The sequence below is a fragment of the Vibrio sp. TRT 17S01 genome (genome assembly GCF_050113695.1).
Taxonomy (GTDB): domain Bacteria; phylum Pseudomonadota; class Gammaproteobacteria; order Enterobacterales; family Vibrionaceae; genus Vibrio.
Map to the genome: position 1 here is coordinate 42,204 of NZ_JBNJOG010000008.1, position 14,733 is coordinate 56,936.

Here is a 14,733-nt window from a genome sequence, read left to right on the forward strand (position 1 = left end):
GGCTATTTGTTTGTTTTTTACACACGAATGTCATGCCAATTCGCTTCGATATAATCAATGCAGTCTTGCTTTAATGACGGACCAAATGTGCTTTTCCAGCCAGAAGGGATCCCTTTGAATTCAGGCCATAAGCTATATTGATTGTTGTGATTAATCAGCACAAAGAACTGGTTTTCAGGTTCGTCAAAAGGATTAATGTATTTCTCAGACATAGTTAACTCCAATAATAGAAAAATCAGGATTCAAAATTAAAAACATACGACAACCCATCAATGAGGCCTCCGCGCCAACACAGGCGTTCATGCCCACCATCAAAGGTGCGAAACGATAACCGATGGTTTTGTTTCTTAAGTTGCTGGTATAGGTCTTGGCTCAAGTCCACCATAACGTCCTCTCCTAATCCAACCTCCATAAACACACTTAGCTTTACGTTAGAACCAAGGCCTGAATGAACTAATTGACTCATTTGAGTTAAAGGTTCGCCTGTTTGGAAGGGAGAATATTCACTAGGTGGCTTCACTAACGAAAAATCAGGCCACCAAAATGAACCCGATTGACAAACAACCGCACCAAAACGATCCGGATGGTTCAATCCGGCATACATCGCACTTAAACCACCAAGGCTTTGCCCAACAACAGCCGTACGATTTGCGTCATTAGTAATTGGGAAATAACGACCAACCAACGGCAGTAGTTCTTGAGTGATAGCCTGCCAAAACAAAGGGTTGCAACTGAGCTCTTCGCTACGCAGCGCTCCATTGATTTCATCAATGAAGACATACAAGGCAGGTGGAAGTTGACCGCTGCTCGTCGCATCGGTCAGCGCACTAAACAAAGGCATGGATTGAGACCAAAATTGACCATCTAAGATCAAAACCAACGGCAGTTCAGCTATTTGGTCAGTGCTGGCTGTCGAATACAACCAAACATGGCGCTCATTACTTAAACACTGGCTCGTCCAAGTCAGCTGCATGTTCGCTCGTGCCTGAACATCGCCATTTTTTGTATCGAACCTTGACCAAGCACTTTGCGATACTGCCTTTGGCATAGATAGCGGCGTTTTCGAACGTCCCCATTCGCAGGCTGACAAATTGTTTTTACTTAAATCATCGCGAACACTAAGAGGAAAAATGGTTCTCAACCACTCCCGATGCTTGGTGCGTTTCTCTTGGTATGTTCCTTGGTACGCTGGTTGGACGCGTTCATGTGTTACTGGAATAAACGCGTAGCTCCCCCGCCACGTACTGTTTACCCTTGTCTTATAAAACCAAACATCCGTTCCTTTAACATGGGTAAGCCTTTCCATATCAAAGCTGTGATGATCAGTAATACCGTTGATATCAATGTATATTTCTTCAACACTGTCATCCGTGTTTCGCCAAAGAAATAGCAGCTCAGCGCTTGTATTATCTTGGGAAAGGATAAAAGGTGTTCCTTTTGTCTGCACCTTCTCCCACCAACATGGAGCTCCTACTTCTTCATTAGCTTCAAGCAAACCACTTAAAACACTATTGATATTCTTATTTTCTATTGTTCGATAAGCCTTTATATCCATCACAAATCCAACTTGTACGTCGAAACTTCATGCATATCTTCTAGTAATGAGGTAGCACAAACTTATATCATTATTGTTGTAAATAATAATAATTATCATTAGTATTATTACCGCAACACTTTTTACATAAATGTTGTTACAACATCAAATGTTTTCTTCTTTTTTTTATTAAGGAATACTCAGGTCATGAAGCCCATGGATTTAAACAGTGGCATCACCATCACTAATACTGGCAAAACTAAACTTGCCATGCTCATTGGTGTAATTTGCCTTGGAGCCAGCACCACTCTTTCAGCTGAGGAAGTGGACAACAGCAACACTAAGAAAGGCCAAGAAACCATTGTGGTACTTGGTGAGAAACTCGGTGGCACACTTGCTGAGAACACAAGCTCAGTCACCGTTTTTACTGATGAAGCAGACAATGGCGAAGATCAAACATACTACGATCTACTCGATCGCGTCCCGAATGTACTGAATGCCCCATCTGGTATTCCACATATTCGAGGTGTAGATGGTCGTGGACCTGGTGAAGGCTTCCTTTCCTTCATGACAGGAGCGACGCCAAGGGTGAATACAACTGTTGATGGCGTGTCAGAGTCATGGACTGGTGAGGCCTTTGGTAAAGCCGGATTGTGGGATACAGAACAAGTAGAGATTTATAAAGGCCCTCAATCAACCAACCAAGGCCGAAATAGTATTGGCGGCGCGGTGGTCATCAAAACCAAAGATCCAACGTTCCACTTTGAAAGTAAAGTTCGTGGTGGCTATGAAAACGAAGATGGCAAATATCATTTAGCGGGTGTTGTTTCTGCCCCAATCGTGTCTGAAAAGCTCGCATTTCGATTAGCCGCTGAGGGCACAAAGGGTAATACACCAATTGATTACTCGCTGCCCAATAATGACCAATATCCATGGGACCCTTCTGAAGTTGAATCTCATAATGTGAGAGGCAAGCTGTTATTCAAACCGATGTCTAACGATAAGCTTACGCTAAAACTGACATTGGCGAGCCGTAATGAAGAAGGTCAATATACAAATCTGGTTTCTGAAAAAGGCAAGTTTGAATATATCGATGAAAACGGTACTCGACGTCAAACCACCGAAAGTTGGAATGCAAATTTTGACGTAAATTACTTGATCAATGATGAATTAACCCTTGATGTATTGCTTGCGCGCCGAGACTACAATACGAAATTCAAAGCTTATCCACGTACGGATTGGTGGGGTGATGTTGATGAAAAAAACTACACCGCAGAAGCAAAGCTGTCTTATAACTCGTTAGATGACAAATACAATGCCATTGTCGGGGTAAGTAGTTTTTACAAAGATCAGGATACGCAAACAGACTCGATGAAGCGTAAAGATAAAGTTCTGACCAACTCAATTTACTTCGATTCAAAAGTCCAGCTCAACAACCGTTGGGGCTTGCTACTTGGTGCTCGTTACGAAAAAGATGAGCTGAAGCGTGATTTTGACCACGCAAGGTTCCCACTCGATTTCAATGCCGATGAAAGTAACGGTATTTTGCTGCCAAAAGTCGGTGTAACGTTAAATGTATCAGACAATTCAATGCTTGGACTTACTGCTCGTAAAGGATACAACGCTGGCGGACTTGGGTACAACGAGTACCAACAACAGGTCTTTGTGTTTGAGCAGGAAGAAGTCTGGACTTATGAGCTAAGTTCCCGTTCAACTTTCCTTGAAAATAAACTTGGTTTAACTGCAAATGTCTTCTACAACGACTATGAAAACTATCAAACGGTCGTGTTTGGTGACAGTGGAAATCGTTTCGACAATTACATCGCAAACATCCCTAAAGGAAAAACATACGGTACTGAAGTTGAAACCAATTACTGGTTTGACTCAGGTTTGGACGTATTCGCATTTGTAGGCTTGTTAAAAACTGAAATCACCGAAGGGCCAAGCGGTACCGTTGAAAACTTAAATGGGAATGAGTTCAGCTATGCACCTGAAGTGTCGGCAGGTCTTGGTTTTACCCAGCAGCTAGATTCGGGCATTTTCTTTGGTGCTCGTGTTAATCACGTAACGGATTACTTTACAGATCTCGCCAATACCCGAAGTACATCAGCAGGTGACTACACCATATTGAATCTTAATGCAGGTTATGCCATGGATGATCTCACCATTCGAGCTTACATTAAGAATGCAACAGATGAAGATTACGTTCTTCGTCATAAGAATGATCTTATCGAAATGGGCGGACCTCGTACCTTCGGCCTTGTGGCTGATTATCAATTCTAACAACACAAAGGGCTCCGCTGGAGTCCTTTCCTTCTCTCTGAACCTTTACTAACTTCAGTTTTAAGTTTTCATTAATACCAAATTTAAGACAAACCTAATAAACCTTGGCGTAACTAAGGACATATCGCGAGTCCAAACTTTCGTTTATAGCGAGTCAATTGTTCGTCTTCTATCTAATAATTGACAGTTCTGATAATTATAATGGACAGACCTATGACGAAACAAATAACTAGACTTTCTACACTCGCGATCGCTTGCATTTCTGCCTTTTCAATGGCCAACGATACCATTGAAAATCGCGATAATCGTGCACAAACAGTGGCAGACGTCATCACCCAATCTGGTGTATTAACGCCAAAGGGGCGATTTAACGTCGAAACTTCTTTAAGTTACACCCAAAACTCATCGAACAAGGTTTCTGTTGTTGGCTACACCATCCTACCTACGCTCATCGTCGGCCGAATTGAAGTCAGTGATTCTGACCGGACCACTATAACAGCAGGCTTAACCGCACGTTATGGTTTAACTGAAAGTACGGAATTGGAACTTCGGCTCCCTTTCGTATACAGAAATGACCAAATATCAACAAGGCCAATTCAGGATGGTGCAGCTGCAAATACGATCAATACAACACTTGATGGGGGTGGATTAGGCGATATTGAATTTGCAATTCGCCACCAGATTAACTTCCAAAGCACACCATATTGGATCGCAGGTGTGAAAATAAAAAGTGATACCGGGCGTTCTCCCTATGAGGTTGATATCGACACAACAACCAATACATTCACCGAAGTTCCAACTGGGTCAGGGTTATGGAGTGTAGAGCCAAGCGTCACCATGATCTACCCTACCGACCCCGCCGTGCTGTTTATGAACCTTGGGTACATCTACAACATTGAAGATGATGTCAGTGTCGGGGGTGAAAACGTTAAAGTCGATATCGGAGATACCCTATCATTAGCTGCTGGGTTAGGTTTTGCCGTGAACCCCGATCTGTCTTTGTCGTTTGGCTTAAACCACAAGACCATCTTAAAAAGTAAAGTGAATGGTGAAGAAAGCGATGATGCAAAATTGCTTCAATTGGATACCATCAGTATAGGGATGAACTACGCCTTTTCTGATCAAACCTCTATCAACGTCAGTGCTCAAGCAGGCCTCACTGAAGACTCTCCTGATTTCCAATTGACCATGCGTGTTCCGTTCACCTTTTAATACCCTTTTTATCCACGCAGAAAAATCCCCCTTGTTATTGGGGGATTTTGAATTGCTTTGAGTTATGTTTCTCTCAGTACAATTGCATTTGCAGCGCTTCTTGCAAGCGAAGGTTAGCTCTCAAATCTCGGAGTGCACCACTCACCTGTGAATCAATATCTACCACAGTATTGAGCCCAATCACGCTATCATTCTGCGTATTCTGAACCACATGACTCAACAATGTAGCCCCCTGATTTACAGCTAGGTGACTCACAACAGGTGTGCTATCAATTGGCTCTATATTCGATGGCTGGGTAGTTTCACTCTCGACCACGGGTAAGCTATTTTCTGTCGATTCGGTTGGAACCACCTGATTATTCTCGCCAACCTGCACGACATTTACGCCACTGTCTGCTATCCCTGAAGAAATGATCTGCCCATTACGAATTACCAGATCAGCAATGTGCGAATTAAAAATTGTATTTCCGTTAATAGAGGTAACAACACTCAATCCAATATTAACGACATAATCATTCGCAACACCAAAACCGCCACGATATTCCATCAGTTCAACATCAGTCAGCGGATTCAGCGTGAGCAGGGAGCTCACTTTTGCTTGAACATAGCCTGCTACCGAAAATGAAGCTAAGGCAATCAGAAGCACCCTAATGAAGTTAGACATAGGTTAATATTCTCCTGACTCCGGCAAAGTGATAGTGAATTGGCCGATCGAGTCTCGAGGCAGCGAGCTATCCAATGGTGCTCGGTTGTAAAGTCTATACTGGGCCACATCAATGAAGGTTTCTTTTCCTACCTCTGCATGATTGCGAACTAGCAATACAATGCCCTGATAAAACTGAACAAACTTGATCTTGCTCATCACTATTGTCCCTCGAGAAGGGTCACCTAATATCACGTCGCTTTGATTGATACCTTTCACCACAACGAAGTGACGGTAACCATCAAAATCAACCAGAGTAATAACTGGTAATCCAATCGACTCTATCTTCTCCAACGTCAGTTTATACCCTTCTGACTCAAATCCTTGACTCATCAAATACCGCTTCATATCAAGTAACGAAAAGCCCTGTTTTTCAATAAGTTCCCGATTGCCGTTTGCGAACATCGCTTTAAATATATCGGCTTCATCTTTGGGGGTTCGATAATGATAGGTCAGCAGTGATGCTAATGCCGCAGAGCCACAACTGAAATCATACTGTTGGCGAATCACATCACCAAACTGTATTTCTTTATAGCTTCTAACAGGCACCTGAAAACTTCCTCTTTCAGGCAACCAATTTAAGGCGGCCGCATAGCAAGGTGTGAGTAAAACAAACGAAATGAAAAATTGCCGGAGTTTCATTTTACTTAAGTGTTAAATTAACAACGGTGGAATTTTGAATCAGCACATTGTTACCGCTGTTCTGGATAACGTTCGTGATCCCTGAACTTGCTGCTAACGCACCAGCAGCAATGGTATTGTTTCCTGTAACCACATGCTCGGCTACGTTACCTGAACTGATTCCTTCCACGGTTGAGGTTGCCGCGATGCTGTCGAGGTCAATGTAATACTGACCACCACGAGAGCTGTCCAGTTCTGTTTCAGACAGCTCAAAGTCAGTCAGCACTAGATCATCAGCATACGCAAATGTTGGAATGAGTAATCCCAAGACGAACAGTGCTAAACGCATGGCGAATCCCTCTACTTACTTGGTAAACACAGAGGCGTTAGTGGTTACGGCTTGTTGCACCATAGAATTGGCCCCAGCATTTTGACCAACCGTTGTAATACCTGCTGTACCAGAGAATCCGTCTAGTGAGTTAGCACTTGAGACACGCTGATAGCCAAACAACGCAAGCTGGGTATTCGTTGCCGAAACGTTTGAAATACTACCGTTAAGATCGGCATCTGCGACTACCATATCGCTTTCTAAAGAAATTGATGTATTGGTTGTCGTAGTTGTCGTATTCAAACTGTCTGACCATGAATTGTTACCATCGTCACCATTTTCGTTATAGCTAAAGCTATTACCATCATCACCACCACCAATTGTCGTGGTGTTTCCATCGTTTCCGTTCTCGTTATAACTGTTACCATCATCACCATTACCGATGGTCGTATTGGTGTTGGTATGGTTATGCGTGTTGTTGTTACTAGCGACTGCGTTGTTACTTAATACATCATTGTGACTGGCTACATCATCACTACCAAAGGAATCATTAGAATTATTTGCTAACACGGCACCGCTGAATAGAAGAGCGGACACTGCTACTGCCAAGCCTGTTTTTTGTAGATTCATAATATTCACTCCATCGTGTTTTGAAGGTTTTGTCCTTTCGATATGCCCGAAAGCAAAGTGATTATAGGAATCTATGCGCCACAAAAATTCTCATAAATGAGATGGCATTTTACGCAACTCATAGAATGAGATAATACGAAGGTTAACAAAGATATTTAGTTACTAAATTTCATAGGCTTACTGTCGGCTTATTAGAAAAGTATGAAAAAACCCATGGAATTAGCATTAGATTTCTATCACCCAAATCGAGCAGGTCTAATACTCTTTGTTGCGCAACAGTAAAAGGGGGAAACCGATCAGGCTAACTGGGGAAAAAAAGACCAATCAAACCTTATTTTATTAGCAAAACGTTTATTACTAATAAATAAATCTAAACCTGACGACTACTCAAAAATGGTTATCTCTAGAACCTATTTACCATTTTTAAAACGCTTTCAAGAGTTTAACTTATACTTCAATCAATAGGACGTTATTCATAACGTATCTAAATACAACGTTTTATTGGCTATGCATATGGAAAGGCTATTATGGCTCCAACAACGCTCGTCATTCTGTCGGACAACAATTTGCAAAGTAACTTAATCGAACAACAGCTTTTATGTTTAAGCGACGTTACGACTACCGCCGTGCATCCAGATAAGTTCAATCACCTTTGCAGTCGATTGACGATGGACTTGGTGATTCTCGATTTTCATTACCTCACCTACCTTGAGGATCTCGACATACTGCCTGATTTTGACCTACTTAATCTTGATATATTGGTTTACAACATTCCAGAATTGGGGCTTAACCACCCTTTTGTCCGCTGGCGCACATTAAGAGGGATGATCCTACAAACTGCGTGCGCGCAACACTTAATTGATGGGGTGAAATGTATTTTGCAAGGTGGCATGTGGATACCACGACGGTATCTGGAAGAATTGATCATGCTTTATCGAGATCCGAGTAACATACGCGATTGCAGCTTTGATCAACTGACCGAAAGAGAGCGGCAAGTCCTCGATTTAGTGGTTCAGGGAAGCTCAAACAAAGAGATCGCAAAGTTGCTATACCTATCAGAAAACACCGTTAAAACACATATTTACAAGGTATACCGTAAACTTAATGTCCACTGTAGAAGTGAAGTCAGCAAACTGGTTAAGCAGGCTCGAGGAAATAACAGTTCGTCCAATTAGTCAGTGTTTCAGGTGACTTTCGCCAATCACACACCATGTGATGTAATGTGCATCATCCATCATTGAATAACGGACTTTAATATTCATCTCATTATTCAAATATTCATCGAGAACAGGCGTTGTTGCAAAAGTCAGTTCTTGTTTAGCACAATCAATCTGCTCAAGAACGACTGAATCAAAATCTAAAATCTGCTGAACGGTAGGGAAAATCGCTTTATAGATCGCCTCTTTTGCCGAAAAGATTAACGTTAGAAACTGACAAAAATCTCTAAAATAAGCAGCGAAATACCGTTCGTTGAGCGAGATAATTTGTGATGAAAGTTGATTCGCCCACTCGCGAGACATCACTTTCTCGATATCTACCCCTACCCCAGCGACATCTTCACTGCGGTGAGCAACGGATGCGACAGCATGCCCCACGCAATGGGAAATAGACCCTACAATATCTTCAGGCCAAACGGGGTCATTCCCGCGACCAATACCAATACTGTCGGCAGCTTCAAGACCTAAATAGGTTAATGCTTGGTATGCACACGCTCGTCCTGCTAAGAATTCACAACGGCGCTTAAGTACCGCTTTACCAAAATCACTTGGTAAATGGATACCTTGCAACTCTATATGCGATATAAAATCAGGGCTGTAATCCACGCTTAGGTAGCGGGAAACCAAGTTATCAGGCCATGGAAAAAGCTTCATGAAACTTACAAAAACTATTTTATAATGAGAATTATTATCTTATATCGATGATCGTTTTGAAAGTCGCAATCACTTCTCTTTGTTCGCAAATCCTTTCAGCGTATCAGCCTGCCCGTATATTTTGGCAAACTCAGATAACGTCAACCCCGCTTTATTGGGTCGGTCAGAACAGGTTTGTTGGTAAAGGAGTTTAGCGATTGATAGCTCACCTTTAATTAGTGCCCCCATCAGTGCGGTGTTACCACGTTTATCACGAGCACATGCATCTGCACCATTTTGAATCAATAACTCCACCGCTTTGAATTGGCCATTGTATGCTGCGATCATCAATGCGGTATAACTTTCAAGATTACGTAAGTTGATTGGGAATCCCGCATTAATGAACTGCTCCAGAACATCGACTTCTCCTATCCGCGCAGCAGCGAAAAAGTAAGCAGAGATTTGTTGGGCATCTTCTTTTTCAGAGGGGCTGCCAAATACGGTTTGGTTTACTCCTCCAGCCAATAATATGACCATGAATACACTACGCCACAGACATTTCATAATGAGCCTCCAGTCAACTATCTGATATAAAAGGCCCATGAGGCATCCTCTAGATTCCGGGCAGAAAAGAGCGGATTGTTTACCCCATGGGCCAAACCGATTACATTTCTGCTAGTTTCTCTACACGGCTTAAATTACCGTTAACGGCTTTGGTTAGCTTACTTCCGTAGTCCTTATCAGCTCGATAGAAGTAACTCAACATGATATGTTTTGTTTCATCATCCTGAACTTTTCCTAAATCTCCGGCCAGATTGACGATGAGATCTTTCTGATCTTGCTTACTTAGCCCACGGTAAAACTCCCCAGCTTGATAGAAATTACGCGGATTCGAGATTGCTTTCTGTTGCACAGTTCCAACTAGTGCCGTTTCCACCGCCCTTGCACTATCATCTTCCTTCAGCGGTAAAATACGGCTAGGCTCATAGTTCACGTCTGAGTCCGTCAAACTACCATTTCCGGCGCCATCTTGGTTATGGTTACTCACCATCGCTTTTGGTTTGTTTACGGGCAGCTGGAATAAGTTTGCTCCAACGCGGTAGAGCTGCGTATCAGCATAAGCAAATAAACGACCTTGTAATAAACGGTCTTCCGAAGGTTCAATTCCCGGAATTAAATTAGAAGGCGCGAATGCCGATTGTTCTGTTTCCTGAAAAAAGTTCTTTGGTACCCGATTAAGAATCATGGTTCCAACTTTTTGATCCGGAATATTCAGCCACACTTTGGTCGCATCAAGACCGTTGTAATCCAGTTCGCTAAGCTGCGTTGGTGTCAACACCTTAACGTATAGGTCCCACTTAGGGTTGTTTCCTTTACCAATCTCGCTATACAGATCATTAGTTAAGTGATTAAAATCCATACCTTGTACTTTCGCGAGATCATCAGGCCCTAAACTCTCTATCCCTTGTTGGCTCTTCCATTGAAACTTAACGTATTTAACATCGCCCAGTTGGTTTATCCATTTGTACGCATGAACACCAAAACCATCCATAGTTCGGTAGCTCTTCGGCGTGCCTCGGTTGGAGTAAACCCAGCTCAACATATGAGTTGAACCTGGCTCATGACTAAAGAAGTCAAAAAATCGATTAGGATCTTGTACGTTGGTAATGGGTGACGGTTTCAATGAATGAACCATATCAGGGAATTTAATCGAATCCCGAATAAAGAATACAGGTAGATTATTTCCCACTAAGTCCCAGTTGCCTTGTTCAGTATAAAACTTGGTGGCAAACCCGCGGGGATCACGTAAGGTTTCTGGTGAACCTTTTGAGTGAATAACCGTAGAAAAGCGCACGAAAACAGGCGTTACTTTGCCTTTCTCGCTAAAAGGATCGGCAATGGTTAGATCACTAAAATCACCACTCGATACGAATTCCCCGTACGCGCCAGTTCCCCTTGCATGAACCACACGTTCAGGAATACGCTCACGAGCAAAACGTTGCAGTTTTTGGATCAACTGAACATCTTGCAACAAGACACTACCATTAGGCCCTGCCGTCAGTGAATTTTGGTTATCACCAACTGGTGCTCCGTTGTCTCTGGTAAGAGTTTGTGCCTGAACGCTAAACGCCAGACCTATTGAAATAATTAAGAAGCTTTTTGACATACGCATAGTTGCTCTCCAATGCATGACAAAAGCTCTTTTCTGCCCAAACGCAGTATAGCTCTATGAATAAACTCGATTAAAATGGGTAATTACGATTAATTTCTATCGAAAAAAGCGATGATATAGACAAGCCCTTACCAAACAAGGTGTATAAGGATTGGATAGCGCCCCTTTACAGGGTGAGAATTCCCCTTACAATGTGCGCAAACTTTATTTTTTAAGGTCATTCTTATGTCAATCCAATGGTTTCCGGGTCACATGCACAAAGCCCGCAAAGAAATCGAAGAAGCGATTCCTCAGGTCGATGTCATCATCGAAGTGTTGGATGCTCGAATCCCTTTCAGTAGTGAAAACCCGATGATCTCACAAATCCGTGGCGAAAAACCGGTAGTAAAAGTACTGAACAAGCGAGATCTAGCCGACCCAGAGTTAACTCAGCTTTGGATTGATCACTTTGAAAAAGAAAAGAATGTTAAAGCAATGGCGATCACCACTTCTAACCCACAAGAAGTGAACAAAATCCTTGAGCTTTGCCGTAAGCTGGCACCTCACCGCGAAGAAATTGGCAAAAACATTCGCACTATGATTATGGGGATCCCAAACGTAGGGAAATCAACCATTATTAATACGCTTGCTGGCCGCACCATCGCTCAAACGGGTAACCAACCTGCTGTCACCCGCCGTCAACAACGTATTAATCTACAAAATGGCATCGTTTTATCTGATACTCCGGGGATCTTGTGGCCTAAGGTTGAGAACCCACATAGCGGTTTCCGCCTTGCAGCAACAGGCGCGGTAAAAGATACCGCCATGGAATATGATGAAGTGGCCTTTTACACGGTTGAGTACCTTGCAAAAGCCTACCCTGAACGTTTGAAAGAGCGTTATCAAATCGAAGAGTTACCAGAGAGTGACATTGAGCTAATGGAAGAAATTGGACGCCGTCGTGGTGCTCTACGTGCTGGCGGCCGTGTTGATTTGCATAAATGCTCTGAAATTCTATTGCACGAACTTCGAGGTGGTACGCTTGGTCAAGTGACCTTAGAACTTCCTGAGATGATCACACAAGAGCTGATTGAAGTTGAAATTGAAGCAACCAAAAAAGCCGAAGAAAAAGCGAAGCGAAAAGAAGAGCGTCGTAAACGTTATCTGAAAAATAAACGCTAAGCGATTTTTGTTCAGGGATGATTCCATCCCTGAACAGCTTCTATTGAATTTCCCACAAGCGTTACGCATTTAATTGAGCGCATACCGAGTTAAAATCTCGTCATACTCACCATTTGCTTTAATTCTCTCCAAGCTCTCATTAAAGCTCTTGAGCAATTCACTAGCATTTGGATAATCTGGCGACACCATCAAATAAGAATCCCAGTCCGGGTTGCCACTTTCGCCGATCAGTTCTTGAAATGTAATATCCAAGGTTGAAAAGAGATGCGTTTCTCCCGGATATAATTGTTCAATCAAGTACCAACCTAAAACAGGATCCATCTGCACAAAATCGACACGCTCTTTGTATAGCCGATGAACATTCAGATCATCACTAATGACTCGTTCCATTTCGATACCTATCTGGGACATCACTTCTACAGATGCATCTCCTGCTAACACAGCAAACTTATAAGGCTTAAAATCCTCCCATGTTTTGATCTCTGGAACACTTTTTAGCTTGCTGGTTTTGTAAAAGAATTTACCGGAAGGATTGATAAGCAAGCGTTCTGAAAAAACAAAGTTTTTCTTGCGCTCAGGAGTAATCGCATAAGGGAAGAAACCGAAAGCCTCACCATTTTTCAGCATTTTCTCCCCTCTTTCCCAAGGAACAAACGAGAGTTTAGCGTCAATGTCCATCTCATTTATCGTCGCAGAAACAATTTCGGTAATTAGGCCACCATTATTGATGTGGGCAGAGGTATATGGTGGCCACTCTCCAGTAATAAACACTATCGGTAGGGATTCATCAGCGTGTGCTGGCAGCAAATAGAAGGAACACAATAATAACCGTGTGATGATAGCTTTCAACGTCATTGGTATAGTCTTCCTTCAAACCATGGGACTGCTTAAACAGTATAGCCAACGAAAGTACCATCACACGATGCAGTCTCTAATTACTGCATAATGGAGAGTTTAATGTGAATCAATCATCTATCAATATTTGCTAACTTCAACAAAACACCTTCAAGCTGCGCCCATGGTAGTAATTGAGAGTCAATGACCTCGAAACGGCTCTCAAAACCTTCCAAACTCATTTCATTTACGGATACAACACCTTTGGCTACATTAAACGCGTAGCACCCTTTATCCGTATTAACGACTGCTTTTACACGCTCTGCCGTCAGTGCAGACAACATTGAAAACAACTCATCAAAATCAAAGGTGTGCTCAGCGCCAAATAGCCAACCACAGCTAAAATAACCTTGCCCTTTATTCTCTTTTCGAACAAAAGCTTTTCCGGGTTCTAATTGAAATTGAGGTTCAAGTTCAGCATGCTCGTGATGATGATGCTCAATTACCGTAGACGCACTACCACCGCGTCTTTCGATATCCAAAATTTCTAACAGTAATTGTCCTTGCTTCACGAGTTTGTGAAAGACCTTTGGTGGATTTTGATCAGTCACCCAATCGTTGAATACATCAATATCATGCGCATGACATAGATCGACTTTGTTGCCGATAACCACATCCGCACTGTCTAATTGGTCGTTAAAATTCTGATTTGAAGTGTATTTGTCATCACTTAAGTTACGAGGGTCAACCAAAGCGACTGTTGCTTTAAGATCAACGTATGGTTCGTATTGAGATGACGTTAGTGTGGCAATAACCTGCTTTGGGTGACCTAAACCCGTCGGCTCAATAATTAAGCGATCTGGGTTTTGGCGCAGTAAAGCATTTATCCCAACCGACATGGGAACACCAGCAGTACAGCACATACATCCACCCGGAACTTCTTTAATAAAGGCACCCTGTTCACTCATTATGGCACCGTCAATACCGATTTCACCAAACTCGTTAACCAAGACCGCCCACTTTTCGTGCGCAGGTTTGTTTTTAAGAAGATCTAAAATAGCGGTCGTTTTACCAACACCAAGAAATCCCGTAATGATATTTGTAGGTACTTTAGCTGTCATTGTTGCTCTCCGTTTATTGCAGCAGTGAGTATATACCCAAAAGGGCTTTACGCACGCGTAAAGTCAAACAATCACTTAAAAGCCTAAGTATTATGGGGCTATAAACGACAAAAGGCGCACTACCTGAGTGCGCCCTATCCCTCGTTACTCAATCGTGAGTTTGCGAATCAGGAAGTCTATAGGTGCGACCTGATAATAAACGAGGCTCTAGAAATGAGTTATCGAATCCATCCAAATTGTATGTATGGCCTTGATGTCCTCCCTGCGAGTCGGTTCAGATTGC

General features: G+C 42.6%; 15 protein-coding genes. 4 read left to right on the top strand and 11 right to left on the bottom strand.

Annotated elements, in window-relative coordinates; genetic code table 11:
- Positions 1-17 precede the first annotated feature (17 nt).
- Together ACQEXS_RS13675 and fes are read right to left on the bottom strand one after the other, a co-directional pair.
- Positions 18-212: an MbtH family protein gene (locus ACQEXS_RS13675; RefSeq protein WP_334224893.1), complete on the bottom strand. Its 195-nt coding sequence runs from the start codon at positions 210-212 to the stop codon at positions 18-20.
- A gap of 23 nt (positions 213-235) precedes the next feature.
- Positions 236-1,555: an enterochelin esterase gene (gene fes / locus ACQEXS_RS13680; protein WP_427014200.1), complete on the bottom strand. Its 1,320-nt coding sequence runs from the start codon at positions 1,553-1,555 to the stop codon at positions 236-238.
- A gap of 186 nt (positions 1,556-1,741) precedes the next feature.
- Between fes and ACQEXS_RS13685 the strand changes: the two genes are divergently transcribed.
- Both ACQEXS_RS13685 and ACQEXS_RS13690 read left to right on the top strand, forming a co-directional pair.
- On the top strand, positions 1,742-3,817 hold the full coding sequence (locus tag ACQEXS_RS13685; protein WP_427014201.1) for a TonB-dependent receptor: 2,076 nt from the start codon (positions 1,742-1,744) through the stop codon (positions 3,815-3,817).
- Positions 3,818-4,090: 273 nt separating this feature from the next.
- The gene (locus tag ACQEXS_RS13690; RefSeq protein ID WP_374144860.1) at positions 4,091-5,029 is read left to right on the top strand and encodes a transporter; all 939 of its coding nucleotides are present in this window, start codon (positions 4,091-4,093) and stop codon (positions 5,027-5,029) included.
- A gap of 73 nt (positions 5,030-5,102) precedes the next feature.
- Here ACQEXS_RS13690 and ACQEXS_RS13695 read toward each other — a convergent pair whose 3' ends face one another.
- From ACQEXS_RS13695 to ACQEXS_RS13710, 4 genes are read right to left on the bottom strand one after another with little or no spacing between them, the layout of a single operon-like run.
- Entirely contained in the window at positions 5,103-5,693 is a 591-nt protein-coding gene (locus ACQEXS_RS13695) for a hypothetical protein (protein ID WP_427014202.1), read from the bottom strand.
- Positions 5,694-5,696: 3 nt separating this feature from the next.
- Positions 5,697-6,374, bottom strand: a complete 678-nt coding sequence (locus ACQEXS_RS13700; RefSeq protein ID WP_427014203.1) for a C39 family peptidase — start codon at positions 6,372-6,374, stop codon at positions 5,697-5,699.
- Between the two features lies 1 nt (position 6,375).
- Entirely contained in the window at positions 6,376-6,702 is a 327-nt protein-coding gene (locus ACQEXS_RS13705; protein ID WP_367989994.1) for a carbon storage regulator, read from the bottom strand.
- Between the two features lie 15 nt (positions 6,703-6,717).
- Entirely contained in the window at positions 6,718-7,311 is a 594-nt protein-coding gene (locus tag ACQEXS_RS13710; protein ID WP_427014204.1) for a hypothetical protein, read from the bottom strand.
- A gap of 527 nt (positions 7,312-7,838) precedes the next feature.
- Between ACQEXS_RS13710 and ACQEXS_RS13715 the strand changes: the two genes are divergently transcribed.
- Positions 7,839-8,486, top strand: coding sequence for a LuxR C-terminal-related transcriptional regulator (locus ACQEXS_RS13715; RefSeq protein ID WP_427011292.1), 648 nt, complete (start codon positions 7,839-7,841; stop codon positions 8,484-8,486).
- Here the strand turns inward: ACQEXS_RS13715 and ACQEXS_RS13720 are convergent, their stop codons facing one another.
- From ACQEXS_RS13720 to ACQEXS_RS13730, 3 genes are all read right to left on the bottom strand, one after another.
- Positions 8,487-9,182 carry a 4'-phosphopantetheinyl transferase family protein gene (locus ACQEXS_RS13720; RefSeq protein ID WP_427014205.1) on the bottom strand — a complete coding sequence of 232 codons (696 nt, stop codon included), beginning with the start codon at positions 9,180-9,182 and terminating at the stop codon, positions 8,487-8,489. It lies immediately after the preceding gene.
- Positions 9,183-9,251: 69 nt separating this feature from the next.
- Positions 9,252-9,725, bottom strand: coding sequence for an ankyrin repeat domain-containing protein (locus ACQEXS_RS13725; RefSeq protein WP_427014206.1), 474 nt, complete (start codon positions 9,723-9,725; stop codon positions 9,252-9,254).
- 100 nt (positions 9,726-9,825) lie between these two features.
- Entirely contained in the window at positions 9,826-11,334 is a 1,509-nt protein-coding gene (locus tag ACQEXS_RS13730; RefSeq protein WP_427014207.1) for a catalase, read from the bottom strand.
- A gap of 225 nt (positions 11,335-11,559) precedes the next feature.
- On the opposite strand from ACQEXS_RS13730, the gene ylqF reads away from it, so the two are divergent.
- Entirely contained in the window at positions 11,560-12,495 is a 936-nt protein-coding gene (gene ylqF, locus ACQEXS_RS13735; protein ID WP_427011296.1) for a ribosome biogenesis GTPase YlqF, read from the top strand.
- Between the two features lie 69 nt (positions 12,496-12,564).
- Here ylqF and ACQEXS_RS13740 read toward each other — a convergent pair whose 3' ends face one another.
- Both ACQEXS_RS13740 and ACQEXS_RS13745 read right to left on the bottom strand, forming a co-directional pair.
- The gene (locus ACQEXS_RS13740) at positions 12,565-13,350 is read right to left on the bottom strand and encodes a substrate-binding periplasmic protein (RefSeq protein ID WP_427014208.1); all 786 of its coding nucleotides are present in this window, start codon (positions 13,348-13,350) and stop codon (positions 12,565-12,567) included.
- A 113-nt stretch (positions 13,351-13,463) separates the two neighbouring features.
- Complete coding sequence (locus tag ACQEXS_RS13745) at positions 13,464-14,450, bottom strand: CobW family GTP-binding protein (protein ID WP_427014209.1); 987 nt, start codon at positions 14,448-14,450, stop codon at positions 13,464-13,466.
- Between the last annotated feature and the right edge of the window lie 283 nt (positions 14,451-14,733).

Coding starts and splice junctions, on each gene's coding strand:
- fes (WP_427014200.1), bottom strand. CDS start 1,555: ATGGATATAAAGGCTTATCGAACAATAGAAAATAAGAATATCAATAGT.
- ACQEXS_RS13740 (WP_427014208.1), bottom strand. CDS start 13,350: ATGACGTTGAAAGCTATCATCACACGGTTATTATTGTGTTCCTTCTAT.
- ACQEXS_RS13715 (WP_427011292.1), top strand. CDS start 7,839: ATGGCTCCAACAACGCTCGTCATTCTGTCGGACAACAATTTGCAAAGT.
- ACQEXS_RS13730 (WP_427014207.1), bottom strand. CDS start 11,334: ATGCGTATGTCAAAAAGCTTCTTAATTATTTCAATAGGTCTGGCGTTT.
- ACQEXS_RS13705 (WP_367989994.1), bottom strand. CDS start 6,702: ATGCGTTTAGCACTGTTCGTCTTGGGATTACTCATTCCAACATTTGCG.
- ACQEXS_RS13700 (WP_427014203.1), bottom strand. CDS start 6,374: ATGAAACTCCGGCAATTTTTCATTTCGTTTGTTTTACTCACACCTTGC.
- ACQEXS_RS13690 (WP_374144860.1), top strand. CDS start 4,091: ATGGCCAACGATACCATTGAAAATCGCGATAATCGTGCACAAACAGTG.
- ACQEXS_RS13675 (WP_334224893.1), bottom strand. CDS start 212: ATGTCTGAGAAATACATTAATCCTTTTGACGAACCTGAAAACCAGTTC.
- ACQEXS_RS13725 (WP_427014206.1), bottom strand. CDS start 9,725: ATGAAATGTCTGTGGCGTAGTGTATTCATGGTCATATTATTGGCTGGA.
- ylqF (WP_427011296.1), top strand. CDS start 11,560: ATGTCAATCCAATGGTTTCCGGGTCACATGCACAAAGCCCGCAAAGAA.
- ACQEXS_RS13695 (WP_427014202.1), bottom strand. CDS start 5,693: ATGTCTAACTTCATTAGGGTGCTTCTGATTGCCTTAGCTTCATTTTCG.
- ACQEXS_RS13745 (WP_427014209.1), bottom strand. CDS start 14,450: ATGACAGCTAAAGTACCTACAAATATCATTACGGGATTTCTTGGTGTT.
- ACQEXS_RS13710 (WP_427014204.1), bottom strand. CDS start 7,311: ATGAATCTACAAAAAACAGGCTTGGCAGTAGCAGTGTCCGCTCTTCTA.
- ACQEXS_RS13720 (WP_427014205.1), bottom strand. CDS start 9,182: ATGAAGCTTTTTCCATGGCCTGATAACTTGGTTTCCCGCTACCTAAGC.
- ACQEXS_RS13685 (WP_427014201.1), top strand. CDS start 1,742: ATGAAGCCCATGGATTTAAACAGTGGCATCACCATCACTAATACTGGC.